This window comes from Phytohabitans sp. LZ39 (genome assembly GCF_059359075.1).
Map to the genome: position 1 here is coordinate 1 of NZ_JCADBM010000004.1, position 25,272 is coordinate 25,272.

Consider the following 25,272-nt stretch of genomic DNA (forward strand, 5'->3'; position numbering starts at 1 on the left):
TCGCCAAATAGTAATAACCGTTGTAATACTGCATCCACGGATCCGGACCACGCATCTTGATCGGGTTGGTGAACGTGCGCCCGCCCGTACCCCCGTCGGTGTACCCGGCCAGCCGCCACAGGCGCGCGGCGGTCGTGTCGCACGGCAGCTGGACGAGCCGGTTGTCCGACGCCGGCGCGACACACTTGTTGGAGTGCACCGCGATCACCTGGAAGGCGCCGGACGTCTGCGTCAGCCTGAACCGCTGGTTGTTGTTGCTGTGGCAGGCGTACTGGATGATCGTGGCGTTGTCCGCCGTGGAGGCGCCGAAGACGTCGACGCAGCTGCCGGACGTGAGCGTGTGGATGTTGTACGTCGCGGCCACGCCGGCCACCGGTGTGAACGTGAACGTCTGCCGCGCGCCGGCGCCGCACGCGGCCTGCGCGAGCTGGAGCGCGCTGGTCGAGGCGCCGCCGGGCACCTCGGCGCAGGTGGCCGCGCTGTGGTTGACGATCGTGGTGGTGAACGTGACCTCGGCGGACGCGGGGGCGGCCGGCACGACGATCCCGGTGACCAGGACCGCGAGGAAGATGACAGGCAAGCGGGGCACTCGACATCACATCCCATCCAGGATGGTGGATTGCCCGGCTAGTCGGCTGCACTGTATCCGATGCGGCGCCACCCGCGATAGTGGCCCGGCGTTACCTTCCCGTTACCGGACGGCCCGAGACCGGGACGTAGAGGTCGGCTAGCGTGGCGCTCGAGACGCAGGTCGGTACGCACCGCTCCGAAACATCCATGAGCTACATTCCGGCCGGATCGGATGGCGCATGACGGGCGATGGGCGGAAGCCGATGCGGATACTGCTCGTGGAGGACGACCGCCGGGTCACGGCGGTGATGACGTCGATGCTCCAGCGGCGCGGATACGAGGTGGAGCACGCCGCGACCGCCACCGCCGCGCTGGCCGCGGCGCCGTGCGACCTGGTGCTGCTCGACCTCAACCTGCCCGACGGCGACGGCGTCGACGTGTGCCGCACGCTGCGCGCGCGCAGCGAGCACCTCGGCATCATCGCGGTGACCGCGCGGGCCGAGGAGCGCGACCGGGTCACCGGGCTGCGGGTGGGCGCCGACGACTACGTGGTCAAGCCGTTCTCGATGGCCGAGCTCCAGGCCCGGATCGAGGCGCTACTGCGCCGCGCGGCCCGCCACGTCCCGCCGCGCGAGGTGGTCGAGGTCGGCCCGCTGCGGATCGACCACGCGGCCCGCACCGTGCTGCTGCGTGACCGGGCGGTCAGCCTGACCCGCAAGGAGTTCGACATCCTCGCCTCGCTGGCGCGCCAGCCCGGCGTGGCGGTCACCCGCGAGCGGATCCTGCTCGACGTCTGGCAGACCACCTGGTCCGGCCGCCACACGCTGGAGGTGCACGTGGCGTCGCTGCGGGCCAAGCTCGACGAGCCCAACCTCGTGCAGACCGTCCGTGGCGTCGGCTACCGTCTGCGCACCGACTAGAAGGACCGACGAAAAGGGAGGAAAGTGCGCCGGCGACTGGTCAGCACCTACGTACTGCTCCTCTGCATGGTCCTGCTCGCCCTCGAGGTGCCGCTCGCGGTGTCGCTCACCAACCGGGAGACGCAGCGTGTGCTGGCCGACCGCCTCGCCGACGCCACCCGCTTCGCCGCGCTGGCCGCGCCCGCCCTGCGCGGCAACGAGTTCGACACCGTCAAGGCCGAGCTGCGCCGCTACTACGACCTGTACGGCATCGGTTCCGTCCTGCTCGACCAGGACGCGCAGGTGAAGAGCGTCTTCGGTGGGCCGCTGCCCGGAGCGGAGCGGATGGACCCGGCGATCCGGGGCGCGCTCGCCGGCCGCCAGATGGGCTCGCCGACGACGCTGTGGCCGTGGCAGGCGCAGCCGCTGATCGTGGCCGTGCCGGTCAACGACGGCGGCGCCGTGCTCGGCACCGTCGTCACGATCTCACCGACCAGCCGCAACCGGCGCGTGGTGATCTCGTCGTGGCTGGAGCTGGGCCTGTTGGGCCTGCTCGCGGTCGTCGCCTGCGTGGTCACCGCGCTGCGCATGGCCGGCTGGGTGCTGCGGCCGGTCACCCGCCTCGACGCCGTCGCGCACGAGATCGCGGCCGGCGACAGCGGTGCGCGGGTGCAGCCCGAGCACGGCCCGCCCGAGTTGCGGCGGATGTCCGCCAGCTTCAACGAGATGGCCGACGCGGTCGCCGAGGCCCTGGAAAGGCAGCGCTCGTTCGTCGCGCACGCCAGCCACCAGCTGCGCAACCCGCTCACCGTGCTGCGCCTGCGCGTGGAAGACCTGGGCACCAAGCTCGTCGACGACGACTACGCCCGCGCCGACCACGAGATCGCGCTGGCCGAGACCGACCGCCTCGCCGACGTGCTCGACGGCCTCCTCGCGCTGGCCCGCGCCGAGCGCGGGCAGCGGCAGGTCGTGGTCGTCGACGCGGTCGAGGTCGCCCGCAACCGGTGGCTGGCCTGGCGCCCGATGATCGAACGTCGCGGCATCGACCTGGTCACCCTCGTCCCGGACCAGCCGTTGTACGCCCGCCACGTGGCCACCGCGCTCGACCAGTCGCTCGACGCGTTGATCGACAACGCGCTGAAGTTCACGCCGAGGGGCGGGCGGGTCGAGATCGAGGTCGCCGCGCACGACGGCGGCGTCCAGGTGACCGTGCGCGACAACGGCAGCGGCATGACCGAGGAGCAGTGCCGCCTCGCCACCGAACGCTTCTGGCGCGCGCCCGACGCGCAAAACGTGGAAGGCGCCGGCCTCGGCCTGCCGATCGTGATGGTGCTCGTGGAGGCGTCGGGCGGGCGGTTCACGCTCGGGCCGGCCGAGCCGAGCGGGCTGGAGGCGCGGATGTGGTTTCCGGCCGGGCCGGCGCCCGCTCCCGCACCCACGCCGGCGCCGGACGCGGCGAGCCTTACGGTTTGACCGACTTGAAGTACTCCGCGGCGCCCGGATGCAGCGGCACCGGGAGCGTGGCGACCGCCGAGCGGACGTCGAGGTTTTCCGCGGCGGGGTGCGCGGCGGCGAGCACGTCGCGCCGCTCCAGCAGCATCCGCGCCAGGTCGAACGCGAGGTCGTCGGCCATCTTGCTGGGCACGACGAGAAAGTTGGGCACCGCGATCGTGGCGACCGACTTGAGGTGGTACGCCGAGGCGGGCACGTCGCGCACCACGTACACGTCGCTGTACCTCTCGCGCATCAGCGCGACCGCCTTGGCGAGGTCGATGATCCGCTTGCCGTTGAGCTGCTTGATGCCGGCGACCGGCAGCCCGCCGGAGAAGAAGAACGCGTCGATGTCGCCGGCGGTCAGGGCGGTCAGCGAGTTGTCGAGGTTGAGCTTCTCCTGCCGCAGCACGCCGGGCGCGCTCAGCCCGGCGACCGCGAGCAGCCGCCCCACGGTCACCTCGGTGCCGGAGCCGGCCGCGCCCACCGACACCCGCTTGCCGCGCAGGTCGCGGAGCGCGTGGATGGCACTGTCCGCGCGCACCACAAGGTGGAGCAGGTCGTCGTACACCCGGGCGAGCGCGGCGATCCGCGGGTCGGGCGTGGCGCCGGCGACGAGGATGTCGGCCTGCGTGAAGCCGATCTCCGCCTTGCCGTTGATGATGAGCTGGACGTTTTCCGCCGACGCCGCGGTGACCAACGCGGTCGCGTCGGTGGAGGGCAGCTCCTGCGCGATGACGCCCGCGTACGCGGTGCCCACCGCGTAGTACACCGCCGTGCGGCTGCCGGTCGCGATGCGGACGTGACGCCGCTCCGGAGAGCCTCCCACGCAGCCGGCGAGCACGGCGGCCGGCAGGCCAGACAACAGAGCGCGGCGCGCCACGCGGCGACGCCGGAGCGGTGTCGTCTGGGAGGTCACCCCGTGTCCCGTCCCTCTCGACAGTGCGGCCTTGTGCGCTCGGCCCGGTCCGCGCAAGTTTCCCTCAAGTCCTCCCCGCCGGTGTACCGGCCGAACGGGCGGATCAGCCACGGTGATTGCGGCAAGCGGAAGAAGGGGACCACGATGACCGACGAACCGGCCCGCGCCGTCCTCCCCGCCCACGTGCTCTCCACCGCCTTCGAGGCCACCAGCCTCATCCAGTGCACCGAGACCAGCCGCACATCCGGCCGCCGCCGCCCCGAGTGGCGCGGCACACCGGCGATGGCGCCGCTGGGGTTGCCCGCACTGGCCGAGTTCGACGGCGGGGAGGCGGCCGCCCGCCTGGCCACGCTCCTCGGCGACCTCGGCTTCCCCGCCACCCTCGAGGTCACGATCGGCGGCGGCCGGCGCCGCTACCAGGTGCACCGCGTGGCCGTCCGCCCCGACCAGCGCGACGACGCCATCCGCCTGCTGGCCACCGCCTGGCGCCAGGGCCGCCGCACGCTGCTGGGCACCGACCCGATCGGCTCCTCCTCCCCCCGCAACGCCCAGCGCGCCACCCTCGCCCGCGCCGCGTGGCGCGCCGCCCTGCTGGCCGGCGGCCGTCGCCTGCGGACCGACTCGCTCGGCGTCCGCCTCGGCGACCAGGAGATGGCCGCCGTGCTGGTCCGCGCCGCCCGCCTGCTCGGCGTGACCGCCGGCGTCATGACCCGCCCCGGCTGCCTGCTCGTCACAGTATCCAATATGGACGAACGCACCCGCGTCCTGCGCACGCTGCACACCCCGCGCGTCCCGGCCCTCCTCTGACGCTTTCTCTCCGAACAGATTTGCCCACGTCCGCGTCAGCTGTAGACCGTATGCTCCCGCGGGCACCGCTCCCGGCCGGCGGCTCGCAGCGCTCGCCGAAACCCCCGGCCGTCCACTGCCGGCTCCGCGGCACAAACCCTCCTCGCGACAGGTTTCCCTTGATCGAGGTAACGAAGGCGGGTGACGCTGGCGATCGTGGTACACAACTGACCCTGGAGGGGCAGTAAACGTCCACGATCTGTTCGCCGGGCGGCGCCATATACGATTCCACAATGGACGGGCGGCGCGGCGCAGCGCATAGCCGGGGCCGGGTCCCGGGCCGGACCGCGGCCCCGACCTTGGCTTGCGCGGCCGGCTCGGCCAGACTCCAACCATGATCGTGCGCACCTGGTCCGCCCGTGCCACCCCGGCCGGCGCCGCGGACTACCACGCCTACTTCGAGGGCACGCTGCTCCCCGAGCTACGCGCCCTGGCCGGTTTCGCCGGCGCGTACCTGCTCTCCCGCACGGACGGCGCGACGGTCGAGCTGACCGCACACACCTTGTGGGAGTCGCTCGCCTCGATCCAGGCCTTCGCCGGTGACGACATCACCCGCGCGGTCGTCGAGCCCGAGGCCCGCGCCGTCCTGCTGGACATCGACGAGACCGTCACCCACCGCGACGTCCTGGTGGACGCCCGCGCTACCCGGGCTTGACCGCGAGCAGGCCGAGCACGTCGGCCACTCCCCCGGGCCCGCTCTCGGCCGCGCGGACGAAGCGCAACCCCGCGGCCGTCACCGCGTTGAGGAGGTCGGCCAGCGGGACGTGCCAGGCGCCGACCCGGGCGCGCACGCCCGACGGGTCCCAGGCCTCGGTCGTGTAGGAGCGGTCGGCGTAGCGCTCGTCGACGAAGACGCGCGGGCGGTCGCTCCAGTCGGCGAACGCGCCCACGAAGCACGGGTGCACTCCCACGTGGACGAACCGCCCGCCGGGCCGCAACACCCGCGCCACCTCGCGTACCACCGCGGGGTAGTCGGGCAGGTCGGTGTGCGCGAGCACGCAGGCGACCGCGGGCAGTGACCCGGTCGCGACCGGGAGGGCGGCCGCGTCGGCGTGGGCGACCGGGAGGCGGGCGGTGGCGTGGCGGAGCTGGCCGCGGGAGAGGTCGACGCCGAGCGGGGTCCAGCCGAGGGCGCCGATCGTGGCCGCGCGCACGCCGGTGCCGCAGCACAGGTCGAGGCAGGCGCCGGCGCCGGCGCCGAGCAGGTCGGCGAGCAGCTCGCCGCTGCGCCGCGTGTACGGCGCGGCCTTGCCGGAGACGTAGTCCTCGTACCAGTCGGCGTAGGCGTCGTACGCGGCGATCAGCGGCATCCCCGGATCGTATGGCCGGGCGCGGCCGGCCGGCAGGCCTGAACGCTACGAGCGAACGAGCAGCGCCGCGGTGATCGTCGCGCCCTTGGGGCCGGTGCGGACGTCCACCTGATGCGACATCTGCCGCACCACCCACAGGCCGCGCCCGCCGTACGCGGTGATCGGCACCAGCTCGCGGTCCAGCTCGCTCTCGTCCAGGCCCGGTCCGGCGTCGCTGACCTCGCAGTGGATCAGCTCGCCGGCGCGCCAGAGGCGCAGGCGGCCGGCGCCGCCGCCGTGGCGGATCGCGTTGCTGGCCAGCTCGTTCGCGACCATGACGAGCTCCTCGACCACCTCGTCGCCGGCGCCGAGGTCGGCGGCGTGCGCGGCGACGGCGGCGCGCAGGGAGTAGAGGCCGTTGGTGTCGAAGGGCTGGTCGAGCGCGACGTCGCCGTTCGGGGCGGCGGTGAGGGGCGCGCCGTCGGCCTGGGCCGCGTCGTCCGTCGGGAAGGGACCGTGGTCACGGTCGGCCATCAGCCAGCCTTACCCGAATCGCGGGCTGATCAGTCACGCCAACCAGATCCAGCACCTTGTGTACCGCCCGGCGGCACACGACGGCCATCAGGCGGCCCGGCTGGAGGCTGAGCGCCGCCTGACCGATCGACGCCGCGGCGGCCGCGTCCATGAAGGTCAGCTGCGTGAGGTTGACGTGGATGTCGCCGCCGAGCCGCAGCGCCTCGGCGAGGGCCTGGTTGAGCTCGGGCACCCGCCGGTAGTCGATCTCGCCGGCCAGCCGGATGCCGGGCGGCGCGTGCTGCCGGCAGATGCGCAGCAGCGGGTCCTCGTAGTACACGGCGGCGGCGACCGCCCGCGAGTGCGCCTTCGCCGCGAACGCCAGCGTCACCTGGTCGAAGCTCTGCCGGTCGTACTGGCAGACGGCGGTCAGCCGCCCGTCGCCGAACAGGCCGGCCACCCGCGTCTCGAAGACCAGCAGCTCGTCGACGGCCGCGACCGGGCGGGTGGCCCAGCACATGTCAGCGGTGACCCGCAGCCCGGCGAACCCGTCGCGGTGGGCCGCCGCCAGCTCGCCGGAGAGCATCTCGATCATATTGGTGGCCGAGACCCGCCCGCCGGACAGCCACGCGGCGTCGTTGTCCCGGATCGCGAGCTGGCCGCCGTTGGTGGTCTTGACGTCCCGTTCGGCCAGCTCGCCGGCGAAGTCGGGCTCGGTCGACGGTTCGGTGAAGCAGATGACCCGCTGGCCGGCGCCGAGGCCGTCGCGGACGAACGCGGCGACGATGTCGAGGCGCTCCTCCGCGTCCGAATAGGTCAGACACGCGTGGTCGCCCGGACGTAGATCATCAACAGATGCAGCAGCCGCCATCGCGCCTCACCCTAGACGACCTTGTCCGGACCCGCGGGCTGGCCGGAGAGTTGCCGCCGAGGGAGCCGAACGCACAAACGGGGTGATTCGCGGATGGCGGACAAAAACCATAAGCCCGCCCTGGTACGCGAAACGGTCCCCTAGCGTCATCACGGGGGTGCGACGGATGCATGAATGGCACGTCGGGACCGAGCAGCACGCCATCCCCCTGCTGGCGTCGAAGCTATCGGTCCCACCGCCGCCGGAAGTCCCGCTCGCCCGCCCGCGCCTGACCCGGCTGATCGATGCCGGGGCGCGCGGGCCGGTGACGCTGGTGGCCGCTCCGGCGGGGTGGGGAAAGACAGTACTGCTGGGCGCGTGGGCGCGGACCCACCCGGACCAGCCAGTGGCCTGGTACACGGTCGAGGCGGGTGACGGCCCGAGATTCTGGGCCTACGTGGGCGCGGCGCTGGCCCGCGGCGGCCTCGCCGTGCCCGAGGACGCCGACGTGGAACGCCTCGCCGCGGCCATCGCACGGCTGCCACGGCCGGCCGTGCTGCTCGTCGACGACCTGCACCTGGCCGGCGACGAGACCGTGGCGAACGGCCTCGACTACCTGGTGCGGCACGCCGACCGGCGCCTGCACCTGGTCGCCGCCTCGCGCACCGAGCCGCCGCTCGGGCTGCACCGGTGGCGCCTCGAGGGCGGGCTCACCGAGGTCTCCGCGCACGACCTGGCGTTCACCCGGGAGGAGACGGCCGAGCTGCTCTCCCGCCACCGGGTGCCGGCGAGCGCGCGGCGGGTGGAGGACCTGCACCTGCGTACCGAGGGATGGCCGGCGGGGTTGCGCTTCGCGGCCCGCTCGCTCTACGCGCACCCGGACCCGGACAGGTTCATCGCCGGGTACGGCGGGGAGCACCCGAGCGTGGCCGGTTACCTGGTCGACGAGGTGCTCGCCGGGCAGCCCGCCGACGCGCGGGACGTGCTGCTGCGCACCTCGATCGCCGAGCCGGTGAGCGGCGAGCTGGCCGACGCGCTGACCGGGCGGGAGGACGCCGCTCAAGTGCTGGCCGAGCTGGAGCGCACGAACGGCTTCGTGGTCCCGGTCAAGGGCCGGCCGGGCGCGTACCGCTACCACCGGATGTTCGGCGAGCTGCTCCGCGCCGAGCTGCGCCGCCGCTCGCCGGACCAGCTCACCGACCTGCACCGGCGGGCCGCCGCCTGGCACGCCGACCGGCACATGCCGCCGGACGCGCTGCGGCACGCGCTCGCCGGCCGCGACTGGACCCGGGCGACCGAGCTACTGGTGCTGCACTGGCCGGAGCTGATCCCGTACGGCGCGGAGAACGACCAGCCGCCCGCGCCACCGATCCCACCGCCGCCGGCCAGCGCGCTGCGTGCGGACCCGGCGCTGGCGCTGGCGTACGCGGCCGCGTTCCTCGACGCGCAGGACCGCGCGTCGGCGACCGCCTTCATGCGGCTGGCGCAGCGCCACCGCGACCGCATGCCACAGGGGCAACGGGCCAGGTACGCGCTGGTCGCGGCCGCGTTGCGGCTGGCCGAGGCCCAGCTCTACGGCGACCAGGCGGCCGTCATGCCGGCCGCCCGCCAGCTCCTCGACCTGTCCGCGACCGCCGCCGTGGGCCGGCCGGTCGCCGCCGCGGCGACCGGCGCCCGGCCGGCGGGCACAGGCGCGGTGGTCGCACGCAACGGTGGCCAGGGCACAACGCCGGCCACCGCCGGGACCGGTGCCGCACCGCTGAGCCGAAGCATCGGCCCGGCCGGTGCCCCGTCGCCGAGCCGGACCACCGGCGCGGCCGGCAGCTCACCGCTGAGCCAGAGCGCCGGCGGTTTGCCGGGCCGCGACGCCGGGCCCGCGGCTGGCTCGCCGGTGGACCGCAACGCCGGGCCGGTCGACGGCTCGCCGCTGGGGCGCAACGCCGGCCCGCTCGCGCCGGGCGCCACCGGCGAGCGCAACGCCGGACCGGTCGCCCCGGGCGCCACCGGCGAGCGCAACGCCGGCCCGCTCGCGCGCGACCCCCAAAAGGGCAGCCCTGTGGGGCGTGAATTCCCAGAAGGGGTCCCGGCTACCCCTCCAGGCGGTGAGAGGGCTGCCCTCTTGGCGACGGAGCTGTCGCCGTTCGGGCGGGGCGGCGAGGGCCCAGCGAACGCCGGGGAGCGTGCCTTTCGGGCCGCCGACCCGGCCACCCGCGCGGTCGCGCTCGCCGCGGTCGGCGTGTCCGAGCTGGAGACCGGCGACCTGACGGCGGCCGGGTTGGCGCTCGCCGCCGGCCTGGCCGAGGCGCGCACCGCCGGCCTCACCCGTCCCGCCTCCGCCTGCGCCGGGCGCCTCGCGGTCGTCCACGCCATCCGCGGCGAGCTGCGGGAAGCCACCGAGGCCGCGCGAGCGTACCCGGGAGGCTCTCCGGCGGACCGCGCCCACGCGCACCTGGCGCTCGCGCTCGTGGCCCTGCACCGCGACCAGCTCGCGGAGACCGCCGCGCACCTGGACCGCGCCGCGCCGCCCGGCCCCACCGGTGGCGGTGTGCCCGAGGGGGACCGTGCCGGCGCCGCGTTCCCGGCGCTGGTGGCGGTGGCCCGCGCGGGCCTGCTGGAGGCCCGCGGCGACCTGGCCGGGGCGCACCGCGCGCTCTCCGCCGCGCGGGCCGACCGGGAGCTGCCGCCGCTGGTCGAACGCTGGCTGGCCGTCGCCGAGGCCGACCTGCACACCGCGCGTGGCGACGCCTCCGGCGCGCGCACGCTGCTCGGGGCGTCGGCGAAAGAGGCATCCGGCGCGGTCGCCCTCGCACGGGCCTACCTGCGCGCCGGCGACGCGGCCGCCGCCATGCGCGCGCTGCCGGCGTGGGACGACCTGGAGGTCGACGTGCCGCTCGCGGTCCGGGTGGACGCGGGCCTGCTCGCCGCCATCGCCGCCCGCCGCGACGGCGACCACCGCCGGGCCGCGCGCGACCTGGAGACGGTGCTGGGGTGGGCCGGGCCGGATGGGTTCCGGCGGGCCTTCACGCGGGCTGGGACGGACGCGCGCGACCTGCTCGCCGCCCACCTCGACGCGGGCACCGCGTACTGGCCGCTCGTCGCCGACCTGGTGGCCGCCATGCCACCGCCGGCGGCGGCCGACCCGCCGCCGTCACCGGAGACGGGCGAGACGCTCACCGAACGGGAGCTGACCGTCCTGCGCTACCTGCAAAGCATGCTGTCCACTGTGGAGATAGCGGGCGAGCTGTCGCTGTCGGTCAACACCGTCAAGACGCACGTGCGCAACATCTACCGCAAGCTCTCCGCGACCCGCCGCCGCGAGGCGGTGCGCAGAGGCCGGGAGCTGCGGCTGATCTGAGTCACCCGCGCCGCGTGATCCGGGCTCACCCGCACGGCACCCACTCTGGGCCGGTGAAGACGTTCGTAGTGATCGGCGGCACGAGCGGGCTCGGGCTCGAAGTGGCCCGCCTCCTCGCGGCCGAGCACCGGGTCGTGGTCATGGGCGACCGGGTCGACGAGGTGAAGAATGTCGCCGCCGACCTCGGCTGCGACGGGATGACCTGCGACGTGTCGCGGGCCGACCAGGTGGAGCGCGCGTTCGACGAGATCGCGATGCGCGGGGCCGTGCACGGCCTGGCGCACTGCGCCGCGATGTGGGTCGGCGGTGGCCTGAACGACCTGGCGCCCGAGACGATCCGCCGCGCGGTGGAGGTCAACGTGCTGGGCCCCACCTACGTGCTCCGCGAGGCGCTGCGCCACATGCGGGCCCAGGGGCACGGCAACGTGGTGTACGTCGGCGCGATCGCGGTCGACGCGGCCCGCCCCGGCATCCCCGTGTACCGGGCCACCAAGAGCTACGGCAAGAGCCTGGTGGAGTCGCTCGCCCAGGCCACCGGCAGCAACCGGGTGAAGCTGATGCAGGTGCACCCGGGCCCGATGCCCACCCGCCTACAGGAACGCGTGGGCGACTCGTTCCTCGACACGGTCTACACCCCGCCGGCCGCGGTGGCGCGGGAGATCGTGCGGCTGCTCCTGCTCGCGCCGGAGGACCCGTACGTCTCCGACCTGAGGGTGCTCCAGGCCGACGGCAGGTGGTGAGCGCCGAGGGCCAGGCACAGGCGTGGGCGCCGCTGCGCATCGCGGCGTACCGCAACCTGTGGCTGGCGTTGCTCGCCGCCAACATCGGCACCTGGATGCAGACGGTGGGTGCCCAGTGGCTGCTGGTCACCCACTCGCACGCGGAGACGCTCGTCGCGGCCGTGCAGACGGCCAGCATGCTGCCGATCCTGCTCTTCGCGCTGCCCGCCGGCGTGCTCGCGGACGCGTTCGACCGGCGGCACCTGCTGATCGCCGTGCAGGGCTTCCTGGCCGCGGTCGGCGTGCTGATGACGGTGCTCACCGCCGTCGGCCACATGCGGCCGCCGCTGCTGCTCACGCTGACGTTCGCCCTGGGTACCGGCCAGGCGCTGACGCTGCCGGCGTGGGCGGCGGTGATCCCCCAGCTGGTGCCCCGCGAACAGATCCGGTCCGCGTCGGCGCTCGGCGCTATCAGCGTGAACGTGGCCCGCGCGATCGGCCCCGCCGTCGCCGGCGTGCTCGTCGCCGAGGCCGGGGTGTCGGTGGTCTTCGGCATCAACGCGGCGACGTTCGTGCTCTTCGCCGCCACGCTGCTGCACTGGCGGCCGGAGAGCGCGCGGCCGACCGAGTCGCCGGAACGCTTCACCGCCGCGCTGAAGGCCGGCGGCCGCTACGTGCGCTACTCCCCCACGCTCCGCCGCCTGCTGATGCGGATCGTGCTGTTCATCCTGCCCGGCAGCGCGCTGTGGGCCTTGCTGCCGCTGGTGGCCAGCGAGCGGATCGGCACCGGTCCGCACGGGTACGGCGTGCTGCTCGCCGCGCTCGGCGTCGGCGCGATCGCGGGCGGCGTCGCGCTGCCCCGGCTCCGCGCGCGGATGTCGGCGAGCAAGCTGCTGGGCATCGCCGGCATCCTCTTCGGACTCGTGCTGCTCGACGTGGCCGCCCTCAACGACCTGGCCGCCGTCGCGGTCGCCCTCACCCCGGCCGGCGCGGCGTGGGTGATCGTCCTGGCCAACCTGAACGCCGAGATCCAGCTCTTCCTGCCCAACTGGGTACGCGCCCGCGGGCTCGCCGTGTACCAGGTGGTGTTCGCCGGCGGGCAGGCGATCGGCGCGCTGGCCTGGGGCGGCATCGCGCAGGTGGTGGGGCTGGAGGTGACGTTCCTGCTCGCGGCGGCGCTGATGTTCTTCGACGCGGTGGCGCTGACCATGTGGCCGCTGCCCGACCTGCGCGAGGTCGACCGCGAACCGGCCGTCATCTGGCCCGAGGTGTCGCTGGCCGTCCATCCCGACCCGCAGGCCGGTCCGGTGCTGGTCACCTCCGCGTACCACGTGCGGCCGGAGCGGGAGAAGGAGTTCATGGAGGCGATGCGCCTGGTGCGCGGCACCCGGCTGCGTACCGGCGCGCTGAGATGGGGCCTGTTCCGGGTGGGCGAGGAGCCGCAGCGGTTCGTCGAGGTGTACCAGCTCGCCACCTGGGACGAGCACGTGCGCCAGCACGACAACCGCTTCACCAGCGCCGACAAGGAGTCCGAGGACCGCGCCAAGGAGATCGCCGACGAGGGCCCGGACGCGCAGCACCTGCTGCCCGCCGACACGAGGGCGGGCGACCCGGGAGCCGGCGCCGTCGACGTGGGCGCGACGCCGACCGACGCCGGCGGCCCCGGGGTGAGCGCCGATACGGTCACCCGGCGGGCGTGACGCGGCGTCACCCGGCCACTGGCGATCATGCCGACATGAATGATCCTTTCCGCTTGACGATGAGCCGGCTCCGCGGGCCGGTCACCGAGGAGGACCATCTCCTCGGCAGCTCGTACGCCCCGGTCACCCTCGTCGAGTACGGGGACTACCAGTGCCCCGGCTCGGCCGTCGCGCACACGGTGGTCCGGGAGGTCCTGCGCCAGCGCCCCACCAAGGTGGCCTACGTCTACCGGCACTTCCCGCTGACGGACGTGCACCCGTACTCGGAGATCGCCGCCGAGGCCGCCGAGGCCGCCGCCGCCCGCGGCCGCTTCTGGCAGATGCACGACTGGCTCTTCGCCCACCAGGACCAGCTCAAGCCGCTCCAGCTGGCGCTCGCCGTCGACCGTCTGGGCCTGGACATCGAGCGGGTCGGCCGGGCCATGGGCGGCCACCACTACCTGGCCCGCATCCGCCGCGACTTCGGCAGCGGCGTACGCAGCGGCGTGGCCGGCACGCCCACCTTCTTCGTCAACGGCATCCGCCACGACGCCCCGCACTCGCTCGAAGCCCTGCTGTCCGCGGTCGACGACGCGATCGACACCTAGCCGATCTATCCACACCTTCGTGAATCTTCGCCGCTTGCGGCGCCGGGCAAGAGAGCCGAGTGGGGTCGTGAAGCGCGGAGGGTGAGGCCGCGGGAGCAGCGGTCCGGACCACCGCGGACATCGCGGTAGCTCAAATTTCCATACAGATCGTCTAGGGCCGACACGGGGCCGGCGGTCGCCGCCAGCCCCGCCCCCGTCCAGTCGTTCCGGCCTGGTCCCAGGTTGGGCCTAGTTCCAGGTTCGGCCTAGCGGAAGAACGTGCACTGGAAGGCCATGTCGTCGACCCGCACCGGACCGCTGCCACCGAGCAGGGAGATCCGCATGAACACCTGGGTCGGACCGTCCCGGTAGGTCGCCACGTCGTGCCGGCGCCAGGCGGTGTCCGTGACCCGGACCGTGCGCAGCGCGAGGTACGTCCAGCTCACCGGGTCGATCACCTCGACGTTGAGCACCGCCGGCCCGCCCAGCGGCCGGACGAAGAAGCCGCCGCCGCACGTGGTGGAGTGCCCGGCGGTGCGGGGCCGTACGGTGAGCAGCTTGCCGACGCCGGACCAGCCGCCCGCCGAGGTGGTGAGGATCGCGTTGTTCTGGCCGTTGTGCGCCGTCCCCGCGCCGATCTCGAAGGCGCCGCTCCCGGCACCGGAACGGTGGAACTCCCACACCGCCGCCGGGTCACCCTCGAACCCGTCGGTGTGCTGGAAGAGGTCGGCGTACGCCGGGCTCGCGGCCACGCCGAGCGTCACCGCCGTGGTCGCCACGGCCGCGACGGCGAGGCGGACGAACTTCGCGTAGGTGGATCTCATGCCGGTCTCCTTCTCGTTCGTGGCCGTCACGGCGCGCCGTAGATGACTACCTGGTACGTGTTGATGGGCTCGGACACCGGCTGGTGCCAGGTCTTGGGGCTGGAGTTGCACACGCTGCCGTTCCGGTTGGCGTGCGAGTTCAGCCCGTACCCGATGTGGCTGGCGAACAGCGGCCCGCCGCTGTCGCCGCCGAGCGTGCAGATGTTGGTCTCGATCATCTGGCGCACGGTGCCGCCGGCGCCGTTGACCGTCACGTTGGTCTTGAGGACGCGACCGCACCGCAGCCCGGTCGTCCGGCCGGAGTTGCAGACCGAGAGCCCGCTCACCGCCGTGGCCCAGCCGTGGATGCCTTGGCTGCCCGGCCAGAGGTTGAACACGCCGGTCGGCCAGACCGACGGGCCGTTCATCCAGATCAGCCCGAAGTCGTTCTCCGGGTAGTGGCTCTCCAGCGTCGGCCCGACGTCGGACCCGTCGGGCAGCGTCCAATGTGGGAAGCCCTGCGTGCAGTGCCCGGCGGTGATGATGTAGTTGAAGCTGCCGTCGGTGGCGGTGAAGCCGGCCGAGCAGCTGCCCAGCGGGTCCCCGCTGGAGATGCCGACGTTGGGCTGGATCGCGCCGTCCTCGGTCTCGAAGCGCACGGCCGAGCCGAAGCGCCGCGCGGCCGTCCGCTGCGCGGCGTTCTTCGCCCCCGCCGCGGGCAGGCCCACCACGACCTGGTTGGCCTGCGGGTCGATACCCCAGGACGTGTTCGGCTCGCTCGGCGCGGCTTCCAGCGTCCGCTGGATCGCCTCGAGCTGACGCTGGCCGCGCGTGACGATCCGCGCCTTCGCGCCGGCTGCGGTCACCTTCGCGGCGGCCGCGGCGTCGGTGACCGTGACGACGACGGTGCCGCCGGCCAGGTACGCGCCGCCGCTCTTCGCGCCCAGCGCGGTGGTCAGCCGGTTGGCGAGGTCGACGCTGGCGTTCTCGGCACGCAGCAGCTTCTCCGCGGCGTCCCGGCTGATGCCGCGCTGCCGGGCGATCGCGCCGGCGACGTCCGCGCCGCCGGCCGCCCGGTCTGTGGTGACGGCCGTGCCGCTCGTCGGTGCCGGCTGGTCGCCCGGCTTCGCAGTCGCGGCGGTCGGGACGAAGGCGACCGGTGCCACGACGGCGATCGCCGCCGCGAGCACGGTTCGCCGGCTTGGCCTTCTCGCGCGCGGGTGTCTTGCACGTTCTGACATTCCCGTTCCCTTCACCAGAGGACTGGTGCAAACGGGTCCGGAGCCTGATGGCCGGACCGAGCGGCCATCGTCGCAATCGAACGAGGCCGATGGGCCGGACGTCGGACACGGTCGGAATCCGCTGGACGTCGCTGGACACGCCTCAATCCCCGTCGGCCAGCTCCTTGACCTTCGCCCGGACCTCGGCGGCCTCGGAGCGGCCGAGGTCCTCGAAGATGGCCACGGCCGCACGCCAGGCCGCCAGGGCGGCCGGCCGGTCGGCCATGGCCAGGCGGGTGTCGCCGACGTGGACCAGGGTGTCCGCCTCGTAGTAGCGGTCACCCAGCTCGCGGAACGTCTCCAGTGCGCGGTCGTAGCAGGCCAGCGCCTCGCGGTGCTCGCCGAGGTGGTGGTGGGCGTACCCGACGCTGTCCCACGCCGTCGCCTCGCCGAGCCGGTCGCCCACCTCGGCGAGCAGGGTCACCGCCTGCCGGCAGTTGTCCAGCGCCCGCGCGTAGTCGCCGACCAGCGCGTGGTACCAGCCGACCGAGTTGTACGCGTACGCCTTGCCCGGCTGGTCGTCGGTGCGCAGCAGCAGGTCGCGGCTGCGGCGGGCGTGCTCCAGCGCGTCGGCGTAGCGGCCCTGCCGTTCGAACATCAGGCACATGCCGCGGTGCGCGCGGGACAGGCCGACGTCGTCGGCGAGGGCGCCGTAGAGCTCCAGCGCCCGCTCGAAGTGCGCCTGGCTGTCCGCGTAGCGGTCGAGGCTGGCGTACGCGTACGCCACCTCCCGGTGCAGCCGTGCCCGCCACAGCGGATCGGCCAGCCGGTACGCGGCCGGCAGCGCGGCCTCCTGGAGGGCGGCCCAGTCGGTCCAGTACACGCGCAGCCGGCAGAACGCGCCGAGCACCCAGGCGAGCTGGCACGCGAGCTCGTCCAGCCCGGTGTCCAGGGCCAGCGCCACGGCGTCCCGCAGCGCCGGGTACTCCGCCGTCAGCCAGGACACGGCCGCCCGCGCGTCGGGAAGCTCCTGCGTGGCGGCGCCCGGCTCCGGGTCCCACGCCGGGAGCAGCTCGCGGCTGGGGTCGATCAGCGCGTTGGCCGCCCACACCGCGCGGACGCAGAAGTCCAGCAGCCGGCGCACGGCGGCGCGCCGCGGCTCCTCGCCGTCGAGGGTGCGGCTCTGCTCCATCGCGTACGCGCGCAGCAGGTCGTGCAGCCGGTACCGACCGGGCGCGTGCTCCACGACCAGGTGCGCGTGGGCCAGCTCCGCCAGCCGCCGCCGCGCGTCGTCGGGTGGCTCGCCGGCGAGGCTGGCCGCGGCCGGTACGCCGATCTCCTGTCCGGGGTGCAGGCCGAGCAGCCGGAACATCCGCGCCGTCGCGGGCCGCAGCGCGCGGTACGACCAGGAGAAGACGGCGCGCACGTCGGCCGCGTCGTCGCCCGCGTTGAGCGTGTCCAGGCGCCGGTCCGCCTCGGCCAGGTCGTCGGCGAGGGCGGCGAGCGTGAGGCGCCGGTCGGTGACCGCGTGGGCGGCGGTGATCGCCAGCGCCAGCGGCAGCCCGGCACACCGCTCGATGATCTTCTCGGTGGCGCCCGGCTCGGCCGTCAGCCGCTCGGTGCCCAGCCGCCGCCCCAGCAGGTCCCACGCCTCGACCGGGGTCAGCACGCCGACCGCGACCGGGTACGCGCCGGCGGTGGCGACCAGCGCCGCGAGCTGGGTGCGGCTGGTCACCACCGCGGCGCACGACGCGCCCGGCAGCAGCGGCCGCACCTGCGCCGCGTCCCGCGCGTTGTCGAGCACGACGAGCATCCGCCGCTGCGCGAGCAGGGCACGGTACAGCGCCGCCTGCTCGTCGGGGTCGGCCGGGACCTGGTGGGCCGGCACGTCCATCGCGTTGAGGAAGCCGCGCACCGCGTCGGCGGGCCTCATCGGGGACGCCACCGGATCGAACCCGCGCAGGTCCACGTAGAGCTGCCCGCCGGGGAACTCGTGCGCCACCCGGTGCGCCCAGTGCACCACCAGCGCGGTCTTGCCCACGCCGGCCGAACCGGAGACGGTGGCCAGCCGCGCCGCCCGCCCGCTCTCGGGCAGCAGCGCGTCCAGCTCGCCGAGCTGGGCGACCCGGCCGGCGAACCCGTACACCTCCGCGGGCAGCAGGTTGACCGGGGCCGGCGGCGGTGTGGCGGTCACGGCCGGCGCGGGCGGTGCCTTGACCTGCCGCCGCTCCGCGACCCGGTCCCGGGCCGTGGCCAGGGCACCCTGCTCGACGGCGTTGGCACCGAGCAGCGCGGTCAGGATGTCGAAGCGGTCGGTCGGCGGCAGGATCTTCCCGGTGAAGTAGGCCCCGATGATGCTCACCGACCAGCCGGTCTTCGCGGCCAGCTCGCGGTAGGTGAGCTCGGGCTGCCCCTGGCGGCGGGCCTCCCGCCGGCGAAGCTGGCGTAACGCCCGGGCCAGGTCTTCCAGGGTGGCGATCCCACCGTGAGCAGCACTCATGATTGCCTATCTGTACGAGCATCCGTCCGCAACAAATGATAGAAGTCCGCGCATAGGACGCCGCTGTCCATGATGGACACATTTGACCGCCCCGTCCGCCGGCGCACCCGGCGCGCGTAGGCTCGGGTCGTGACGGATCTTCGCAGCGCCCAGTGGTACGGCGGTGACGACCGCAACGCCTACATCCACCGCGCCTGGATGCGGCGCGGGCTGCCGGACGGCGCCTTCTCCGGGCGGCCGCACATCGCGATCGCCAACACCGCCTCCGACCTCACCCCCTGCAACATGCACCTGAACGACGTGGCGGAGAGCGTCAAGGCGGGCGTGTGGGAGGCCGGCGGGGTCCCGCTCAACCTACCGGTCATCTCGATCGGTGAGACGCAGGTGCGGCCCACGGCCATGCTGTGGCGCAACCTCGCCGCGATGGCCATCGAGGAGATGCTGCGCGCCAACCCGATCGACGGCGTGGTGCTGCTCGGCGGCTGCGACAAGACCATCCCCGCGCTGCTGATGGCCGCCGCCTCGGTCGACCTGCCCGCCGTGGTCGTGCCCGGCGGCCCGATGCTCACCGGCCACTTCCGCGGCACCCCGCTCGGCTGTGGCACCGACGTGTGGCGCCTGTCCGAGGAGGTACGGGCCGGCACCCTGTCGCAGGAGGCGTTCATGCGCTCGGAGTCCGCGATGATCCGCAGCCGCGGCCACTGCAACACGATGGGCACCGCCTCCACGATGGCGAGCATGGCCGAGGCGCTCGGCATGACCCTGCCCGGCATCGCCGGCACGCCCGCGCCCGACAGCCGGCTGCTCGCCCTCTCCCACGAGACCGGCAGGCTCGCCGTGGAGCTCGTCGCGGCCGGCCGCCGCCCGAGCGACATCCTGACAAAAGCCTCGTTCCACAACGCGATCGTCACGCTCGCCGCGATCGGCGGCTCCACCAACGCCGTGGTACACCTGCTCGCCATCGCCGGCCGCGCCGGCGTCGACCTGACCCTGGACGACTTCGACGAGGTCGGTTCCGGCGTACCCCTGCTGGTCGACCTCCAGCCCGCCGGCCGCCACCTCATGGACGACCTCTACCGCGCCGGCGGCCTCCACGCCGTCCTCAACGAGGTCGGCGACCTGCTCGACCCCGACGCCATCACGGTCACCGGCCGCCCGCTGGTCACGCATCTGGCCGGCGCCGAGATCTGGGACGAAGAGGTCATCCGCCGCCGCAACAAGCCATTGCTGGACGACGCCGGCATCGCGGTCCTGCGCGGCAATCTCGCCCCCGACGGCGCCGTCATCAAACCCGCCGCCGCCTCACCCGAACTCCTGCGGCACCGCGGCCGCGCGGTCGTCTTCGAAAGCGTCGAAGACCTGCACGCCCGCCTCGACTCCCCCGACCTCGACGTCTCCGCCGACTCGGTGCTGATCCTGCGCGGCTGCGGCCCCAAGGGCTACCCCGGCATGCCGGAGGTCGGCAACCTCCCGCTGCCCGCCAAGCTGCTCGCCAAGGGCGTCCGCGACATGGTCCGCGTCAGCGACGCCCGGATGAGCGGCACCGCCTACGGCACGGTGGTGCTGCACGCCGCCCCCGAGGCGGCTGTCGGCGGCCCGCTGGCCCTGGTGCGGACGGGCGACCCGATCGTGCTCGACGTGCCCTCCCGCCGGCTCGACATCGACCTGCCGATCGAGGAGCTGGCCACCCGCGAGCCCACCGAGGCGAGCACCGCCGCGTACGCGTCGCCGACCCGCGGCTGGGAACGCCTCTACGTCGATCACGTCATGCAGGCCGACAAGGGCGCCGACCTGGACTTCCTCACCGGCGCCAGCGGCCACTCCGTATCCCGCGAGTCCCATTAGGACGGTCGACCGGGACGCGACGCCACGGGCTCGCCCGGGTGAGCGGACTCGTCACCCGGGCGAGCTCCGGTAGGGCACCGGTCAGGACGCGCAGATCCCGTGGGCGGCGGAGAACCACCCGGCCGTGGTCGAGTCGTTCTCGAACGCCTTGACCGTCGCGGTGAGCAGCACCAACGACGCCGGGGTCATGTCCTCGATCACGACCTGCCCGGTCGCACCGCTGGAGACGACGCCGGGGCCGTGCAGCTTGGTGCCGGTCGGGCAGCCGACGTCCTCCTCCTTCGGCGAGGTGGAGTCGTTGGCGAAGTCGGACTGGGTCTGCGCCACGTGCGTCGCGGCCTGCGGTCCGCAGATCGCGAAGGCCTCGACACCCCACACCAGACCGTTGTTGTTGTCGGTCACGGCGCGCACGTTCCAGGCGAGCAGGTTGGAGTTACCGAACGACCAGGTCATGAACACCTGGCCGTAGCCGAGCGGGAAGATGAAGCCGCCGCCGTACACCTTCCGCCCACCCGTGCACGGGACCGTCGCGCTCTTGTCCGTGCTGCTCGAGTTGGGGACGATCACCCGTTCCCGCTTCAGGTTCGAGTTCGGCGGGCCGCAGATCGCCTCGGCGGTCACGCTCCAGCTGCTGGTGATGCCGCTGTCGGTCTCGTTCGCCTCGACGAACACCTCGGTGAGGGCCTCGTTGGGCAGAAGCGTGTTGACCGCCACCTTGCCCAGGCCGTCCGTGACCCGGTACGAGGCGCCGTACACCTGCTCGCCGAAGTCGCAGCGGGCGGTGGCGTTCTTGAAGTTGGTCGAGCTGTACGCGCTGGTGCCTTGCTCGAACTCGGGCGAGGCGACCGCCTGGCTCGGCGTCGGCAGCAGCGCGACGGCGGCGACGCCGGCGACCAGTGCCGTCGTGGCCCCGAGAATTCTCCGGCCCACCCGTCGTCGAATGTTCATAGGTAGATCCCTTCGTCGGTGACGCGAACGTCACCGGCGAGGATGCCGAGGCGCCTTCATGGAACCCGCACCGAAATCTTCATCGCTACGGCTTCAGCAGCGATCCCAGGTAGGCGATCTGCTCGGCCTTCTGGAAGTTCTGGCCGCCCTCGTGCCCGTTGTACGACCAGATGCGGATGTCCTTCTCCGCGGCCCAGTGGTTGTACGCGGCGTACACTGTGGACGGTGGGCAGACGTCGTCCATCAGCGCGACCGAGAAGAGCGCCGGCGCCGTCGCGTGCGCGGCGAAGTTGACGCCGTCGAAGTAGCGCAGCGTCTCGAAGACCCGCTCGACGTGGTCGCGGTGCGTCTTGCAGTACGTGGTGAGCTCGAAGTACGGCGCCTTGTCGGTGATCTCGGTGGCCCGGCGGTAGTGGCACAGGAACGGCACGTCCGGCATCACCGCGGCCAGCCCCTCGACCAGGCCGCCCACGGCGAGGGCGATGCCGCCGCCCTGGCTGCCGCCGGCCACGGCGACGCGGGTCGGGTCGACGAGGGGGTGTTCGCGGGCGGTCTCGACGGCGCGCACCGCGTCGGTGAAGAGGCGGCGGTAGTAGTACTTCTCCGGGTCGAGGATGCCGCTGGTCATGAAGCCCGGCGTCTGCGGCCCGCCGGCTCCCTCCGGGTCCGGCGTGTCGCCCGGCAGCCAGCCGCCGCTGCCCTGGCCGCGGGTGTCCATGACCAGGTGCGCGTAGCCGGCGGAGCTCCAGGCCAGCCAGTCGAGCGGGAGGCCGCGGCCGCCGCCGTACCCGATGTACTCGACCACGCAGGGCAGCGGGCCCTCGGCGCCGCGCGGCGCGAGGAACCAGCCCTTGATCGGGTGCCCTCCGTAGCCGCTGAACGTCACGTCGTGGACGTCCACCGTGGACAGGCCGCTGTCGTGCGGCGTGAACGTGGGCGGCGTGGCGGCGGCGCGCGCGGCGTCGAGCGTGCCGTCCCAGAACGCGCGGTAGTCGGCGGGCTCGTCGCGCTCCGGGCGGTAGGCGCGCAGCTGGTCGAGGGGCAGGTCGACGAACACCTGGGCACTCCTTAATGATCATCCGTGGGTCGTTTCACCCTAACCGCGGGTGCCCGCTCCTCGATAGAGTCGAGGCGTGCGGCCGGCGCTGGCACCCTTCATCGCCTCGATGGGATACCTCGAGGGGCGGTTTCCGCACGGCCGCGAGCGCGTGCTGCCCACCGGCACGGTGCAGCTGCTGGTCAACCTCGACCGCGACGCCCTCCACTCCGCCCCCGACGGCCTGCCGCCGGTCCGCACAGGTGGCGCCGCCCTCCAGGGGGCGACGGCACGCCCGGCCGTGGTCGACACCGCCGACCAGCGGGCGATCGTGTGGGTGGCGTTCCGCCCGGGTGGGGCGGCGCCGTTCTTCCCCGGGCTGGCGGAGGCGTGCGACCAGCTCGTTCCGCTCGACGCGCTGTGGGGTCGCCGCGCGGCGGCGCTGCGCGAGCGGCTGCTCGCCGCCGGTTCCCCGGACGAGATGCGGGAGGTGGTCGAGGCCGCACTGCTCGCCGCGGCCGACCCACCGCAACCCGACCCCGCACTCACCGCGGCGGTGGCCGCCCTCCACGGCGGCGCGTCCGTCGCGGAGGCCGCGGACCGCCTGGGCTGGACCACCAAGAGGCTCGTGCGCCTGTTCAGCGCACGGGTCGGTCTCGCTCCCAAGAGATTCGCCCGGGTACGTCGCTTCCAACGCCTTCTGTCCGCAGCCACCGGACGCCCGGACGGCGACTGGGCACGCCTCGCCGCCGACTGCGGCTACCACGACCAGGCACACATGATCCACGACTTCCGCGCACTAGCCGGCCAGAGCCCGACGCAGTGGACCCCCCGTTCGTCCGCCGAGCCCAACCACGTCCCCCTCTAGAGTCCTTTCAGGCCCCCGCGGGCTTGCGGCGCGGACCTGGCAGCGCGGGTCGGGGATCTCGGCGAGCGCCAGCGCGCCGCCGGCCCGTTTTTACAAGGCGAGGCCCCAAGGCCTTGGACATGATCGGGGCATGAGTGACATGTACCCGCGCCTGGTGGTGATCGGCGCCGCCAAGGCCATCGACTTTTACGTTTCCGCGCTCGGGGCGACCGAAATCGCCCGCTACACCGACGAGGCCACCGGCCGCATCCACCACGCGGCGCTGGAGCTGGCCGGCGTGACGTTCGCGGTCAAGGACGAGGGCGACGGCGACCCGGCCCCGCCCACGCTCGGCGGCAGTCCGGTCGTGATGGCGCTGTACGTCGACGACGCCGACGCCGTCGGGCGGCGCATGGAGGAGCATGGCGCCACCGTGGTGTTCCCGATCGCGGACCAGCCCTACGGCGAGCGGGGCGGGCGCCTCGCCGACCCGTTCGGCCACCTCTGGATGATCGCCCAACACGTTGGGACATAAGCGGGACCGGCTGTCCTACGCCACCCCGGCCGGCAGCCGGCATACTCCGAAAGATGCCGGCACTGAAGTCCTACGCCAGCGGGAGTGTCGACGAGTCCCGCGAGGTGGTGAAGGAGCATTTCTACGCCATCGCCATGGACGTGCACGGCCCCGCCGAGAGGTTCGCGTTCGGTATGGACGTGGTCCGGTTCGGGCCGCTGACCATGGCGGATCTGCGCTTCGGCGCGGAAATCGGGTTGGAGATCGACCGGATGCCCACGTACCACATGGACCTGCCCCTGGCCGGCCACGCGGTGACCCGCCAGGGCGGCATCGAGGTCGTCGTCTCGCCGGAGCACGCGAACCTGTACCGCCCGGAGGCGGGGCCGGTCGACGTGCCGGGGATCAGCGCCGACTGCCGACTGCTCAGCACGAAGATCGAGCCGGCCGGCCTGGAGGCGGAGCTGGAGGGGCTGCTCGGCCACCCGGTGCGCGCGCCGCTGCGGATCTCGCGCGGTTTCGACCTGACCGGGGGCCCGGGGCGCAGCCTTGCCCGCCTGGTGCGGCTGGTCGGCGCCGAGCTGCACGACGACGGCGGCCTGATCCACCACCCGCTGGTCGCCGGCCGGCTGTGGCACGGCATCCTGACCGGGTTGCTGCTGGCGGCCGACCACCCGTACCGCGACGAGCTTGCCGGCGGCGCCGCGCCCAGCCGCCCCCGCCACGTCAAGCGGGCGATCGACGTGATGGAGGCCGACCCGGGCCTGCCGGTCACCGTCCAGGACCTCGCGCGGATCTCCGGCGTGGGCGTGCGCGCGTTGCAGGAGGGCTTCCGCCGCAACGTGGGCGTGTCGCCGATGGCCTACCTGCGGCGGTTGCGCCTGGCCCGCGCGCACGAGGAGCTCCGCGCCGCCAGCCGCGGCCAGGCGACGGTGGCGAGCGTCGCCAGCCGGTGGGGCTTCGTGCACCTGGGCCGCTTCGCCGCCGCCTACCGCCGCACCTACGGCGTCTCCCCCGCGACGACGCTCGACCGCTAGTTTGTCCCGCGCCCGAACCTTCACCGGGTCAGGGGCGGCCTTGCGCCGCCGCTCATCAGGGCCGGCGAAGCCGGCCAACGTTTGTGGCCACCGCACTAGCGGGCGTGATCAGGCCAGGCCGGCCTCGGTGCGATAGCGCTCCAGCCGCTCCGCCAGCTCGGCCGGGCGGCTGAGCGCCACAAGATGGCCGCCCGGCATCACGTCGATCTCGATGCCGAGCCGCTCGCGGGCCTGCCGCCGCTGGAACTCCAGCGGAAACAGCCGGTCGTCGCGTGCCTGGAGGAGCCGCGTCGGCACGTCCGGCCACGCGTCCAGCGGCCACGGCTTTTCGAACGGCGTCCCCGACTGCGACGGCTCACCCCGCGCGAGCACCGCCGCCGTCACCTCGGCCGGCACGTCGTGGAAGAACCACGTCTCCAGGTCGAACTCCGCCGACCGCCCCTCCCGCGCCGCCATCTCCGCGGACGCCGCGGCCTGCCCGGTGTTTTCCCACCACTCGCCGCCGGACTCGCCCGGCCGCGGGATCATCGCGTTGAGCAGGACCATCAGATCCACCGGAACGCGCGCGGCCACCAGTGGCGCGCTCAGCCCGCCCATCGACTGGCCGACGAGCACGATTCCTCCGGTGCGGCCGCCGATCGCCTCGACCACCACGTCCGCGTACTCCTCCAGGCCGGCGGCGTCGTCCCCGGCGGGCAGGTCGACGGCGACCACGTCGTGGCCGCCGCCGCGCAGCAGCGGCGCGACGCGGTGCCAGTAGAAGGCCGCGCCGCCGGCGCCCGGGACCAGCACGTACCTCGCCACG

23 protein-coding genes are annotated in these 25,272 nt (G+C 73.7%); 12 read left to right on the forward strand and 11 right to left on the reverse strand.

Features of this window, described 5'->3' with window-relative positions:
• Positions 1-589: RICIN domain-containing protein (locus AC5L36_RS09115; RefSeq protein WP_441214499.1), on the reverse strand; the 589-nt coding region annotated here is incomplete at its 3' end.
• A gap of 244 nt (positions 590-833) precedes the next feature.
• Between AC5L36_RS09115 and AC5L36_RS09120 the strand changes: the two genes are divergently transcribed.
• Positions 834-1,490: a response regulator transcription factor gene (locus AC5L36_RS09120; protein WP_441214500.1), complete on the forward strand. Its 657-nt coding sequence runs from the start codon at positions 834-836 to the stop codon at positions 1,488-1,490.
• 24 nt (positions 1,491-1,514) lie between these two features.
• Positions 1,515-2,942: a sensor histidine kinase gene (locus AC5L36_RS09125; RefSeq protein WP_441214501.1), complete on the forward strand. Its 1,428-nt coding sequence runs from the start codon at positions 1,515-1,517 to the stop codon at positions 2,940-2,942.
• On the opposite strand, the gene AC5L36_RS09130 is transcribed toward AC5L36_RS09125, so the two are convergent.
• Entirely contained in the window at positions 2,932-3,843 is a 912-nt protein-coding gene (locus AC5L36_RS09130) for a TAXI family TRAP transporter solute-binding subunit (protein ID WP_441214502.1), read from the reverse strand. The two genes, AC5L36_RS09125 and AC5L36_RS09130, sit on opposite strands and share 11 nt — an antisense overlap.
• Positions 3,844-4,023: 180 nt before the next feature.
• Between AC5L36_RS09130 and AC5L36_RS09135 the strand changes: the two genes are divergently transcribed.
• Together AC5L36_RS09135 and AC5L36_RS09140 are read left to right on the forward strand one after the other, a co-directional pair.
• Positions 4,024-4,686: a hypothetical protein gene (locus AC5L36_RS09135; RefSeq protein WP_441214503.1), complete on the forward strand. Its 663-nt coding sequence runs from the start codon at positions 4,024-4,026 to the stop codon at positions 4,684-4,686.
• Positions 4,687-5,059: 373 nt separating this feature from the next.
• Positions 5,060-5,380, forward strand: coding sequence for an antibiotic biosynthesis monooxygenase family protein (locus AC5L36_RS09140; RefSeq protein WP_441214504.1), 321 nt, complete (start codon positions 5,060-5,062; stop codon positions 5,378-5,380).
• Here the strand turns inward: AC5L36_RS09140 and AC5L36_RS09145 are convergent.
• The 3 genes from AC5L36_RS09145 to AC5L36_RS09155 are packed head-to-tail and all read right to left on the reverse strand — an operon-like array spanning position 5,367 to position 7,398.
• Complete coding sequence (locus AC5L36_RS09145; protein WP_441214505.1) at positions 5,367-6,035, reverse strand: class I SAM-dependent methyltransferase; 669 nt, start codon at positions 6,033-6,035, stop codon at positions 5,367-5,369. The two genes, AC5L36_RS09140 and AC5L36_RS09145, sit on opposite strands and share 14 nt — an antisense overlap.
• Before the next feature lie 45 nt (positions 6,036-6,080).
• Complete coding sequence (locus AC5L36_RS09150; RefSeq protein ID WP_441214506.1) at positions 6,081-6,548, reverse strand: ATP-binding protein; 468 nt, start codon at positions 6,546-6,548, stop codon at positions 6,081-6,083.
• Positions 6,535-7,398 carry an MEDS domain-containing protein gene (locus tag AC5L36_RS09155; protein ID WP_441214507.1) on the reverse strand — a complete coding sequence of 288 codons (864 nt, stop codon included), beginning with the start codon at positions 7,396-7,398 and terminating at the stop codon, positions 6,535-6,537. The genes AC5L36_RS09150 and AC5L36_RS09155 overlap by 14 nt, the downstream gene beginning before the upstream one ends.
• A 166-nt stretch (positions 7,399-7,564) precedes the next feature.
• Between AC5L36_RS09155 and AC5L36_RS09160 the strand changes: the two genes are divergently transcribed.
• The 4 genes from AC5L36_RS09160 to AC5L36_RS09175 are packed head-to-tail and all read left to right on the forward strand — an operon-like array spanning position 7,565 to position 13,738.
• Positions 7,565-10,732, forward strand: coding sequence for a winged helix-turn-helix domain-containing protein (locus tag AC5L36_RS09160; RefSeq protein ID WP_441214508.1), 3,168 nt, complete (start codon positions 7,565-7,567; stop codon positions 10,730-10,732).
• A 53-nt stretch (positions 10,733-10,785) separates the two neighbouring features.
• On the forward strand, positions 10,786-11,472 hold the full coding sequence (locus AC5L36_RS09165; protein ID WP_441214509.1) for an SDR family NAD(P)-dependent oxidoreductase: 687 nt from the start codon (positions 10,786-10,788) through the stop codon (positions 11,470-11,472).
• Positions 11,469-13,151 carry an MFS transporter gene (locus AC5L36_RS09170; protein WP_441214510.1) on the forward strand — a complete coding sequence of 561 codons (1,683 nt, stop codon included), beginning with the start codon at positions 11,469-11,471 and terminating at the stop codon, positions 13,149-13,151. The genes AC5L36_RS09165 and AC5L36_RS09170 overlap by 4 nt, the downstream gene beginning before the upstream one ends.
• 35 nt (positions 13,152-13,186) lie before the next feature.
• Positions 13,187-13,738, forward strand: a complete 552-nt coding sequence (locus AC5L36_RS09175) for a DsbA family protein (protein ID WP_441214511.1) — start codon at positions 13,187-13,189, stop codon at positions 13,736-13,738.
• Positions 13,739-13,983: 245 nt separating this feature from the next.
• Here AC5L36_RS09175 and AC5L36_RS09180 read toward each other — a convergent pair whose 3' ends face one another.
• The 3 genes from AC5L36_RS09180 to AC5L36_RS09190 form a co-directional block, all read right to left on the reverse strand.
• Positions 13,984-14,541: a hypothetical protein gene (locus AC5L36_RS09180; protein ID WP_441214512.1), complete on the reverse strand. Its 558-nt coding sequence runs from the start codon at positions 14,539-14,541 to the stop codon at positions 13,984-13,986.
• Between the two features lie 26 nt (positions 14,542-14,567).
• Positions 14,568-15,710 carry a S1 family peptidase gene (locus AC5L36_RS09185; RefSeq protein WP_441214513.1) on the reverse strand — a complete coding sequence of 381 codons (1,143 nt, stop codon included), beginning with the start codon at positions 15,708-15,710 and terminating at the stop codon, positions 14,568-14,570.
• 193 nt (positions 15,711-15,903) lie between these two features.
• Positions 15,904-18,240: a tetratricopeptide repeat protein gene (locus tag AC5L36_RS09190; RefSeq protein WP_441214514.1), complete on the reverse strand. Its 2,337-nt coding sequence runs from the start codon at positions 18,238-18,240 to the stop codon at positions 15,904-15,906.
• A gap of 129 nt (positions 18,241-18,369) precedes the next feature.
• On the opposite strand from AC5L36_RS09190, the gene AC5L36_RS09195 reads away from it, so the two are divergent.
• Complete coding sequence (locus tag AC5L36_RS09195) at positions 18,370-20,085, forward strand: IlvD/Edd family dehydratase (RefSeq protein WP_441214515.1); 1,716 nt, start codon at positions 18,370-18,372, stop codon at positions 20,083-20,085.
• A gap of 81 nt (positions 20,086-20,166) precedes the next feature.
• Here the strand turns inward: AC5L36_RS09195 and AC5L36_RS09200 are convergent, their stop codons facing one another.
• Positions 20,167-21,033: a hypothetical protein gene (locus tag AC5L36_RS09200; RefSeq protein ID WP_441214516.1), complete on the reverse strand. Its 867-nt coding sequence runs from the start codon at positions 21,031-21,033 to the stop codon at positions 20,167-20,169.
• 85 nt (positions 21,034-21,118) lie between these two features.
• Positions 21,119-22,090 carry an acetylxylan esterase gene (locus AC5L36_RS09205; RefSeq protein ID WP_441214517.1) on the reverse strand — a complete coding sequence of 324 codons (972 nt, stop codon included), beginning with the start codon at positions 22,088-22,090 and terminating at the stop codon, positions 21,119-21,121.
• Positions 22,091-22,166: 76 nt separating this feature from the next.
• Here AC5L36_RS09205 and AC5L36_RS09210 point away from each other — a divergent pair, with 76 nt between their 5' ends.
• The 3 genes from AC5L36_RS09210 to AC5L36_RS09220 all read left to right on the forward strand — a co-directional run bounded on the left by AC5L36_RS09210 (position 22,167) and on the right by AC5L36_RS09220 (position 24,467).
• Complete coding sequence (locus AC5L36_RS09210; protein WP_441214518.1) at positions 22,167-22,937, forward strand: helix-turn-helix domain-containing protein; 771 nt, start codon at positions 22,167-22,169, stop codon at positions 22,935-22,937.
• 130 nt (positions 22,938-23,067) lie between these two features.
• On the forward strand, positions 23,068-23,451 hold the full coding sequence (locus tag AC5L36_RS09215; protein WP_441214519.1) for a VOC family protein: 384 nt from the start codon (positions 23,068-23,070) through the stop codon (positions 23,449-23,451).
• A 53-nt stretch (positions 23,452-23,504) separates the two neighbouring features.
• Complete coding sequence (locus tag AC5L36_RS09220; RefSeq protein ID WP_441214520.1) at positions 23,505-24,467, forward strand: AraC family transcriptional regulator; 963 nt, start codon at positions 23,505-23,507, stop codon at positions 24,465-24,467.
• A gap of 108 nt (positions 24,468-24,575) precedes the next feature.
• On the opposite strand, the gene AC5L36_RS09225 is transcribed toward AC5L36_RS09220, so the two are convergent.
• Positions 24,576-25,271: an alpha/beta fold hydrolase gene (locus AC5L36_RS09225; RefSeq protein WP_441214521.1), complete on the reverse strand. Its 696-nt coding sequence runs from the start codon at positions 25,269-25,271 to the stop codon at positions 24,576-24,578.
• Position 25,272 lies beyond the last annotated feature (1 nt).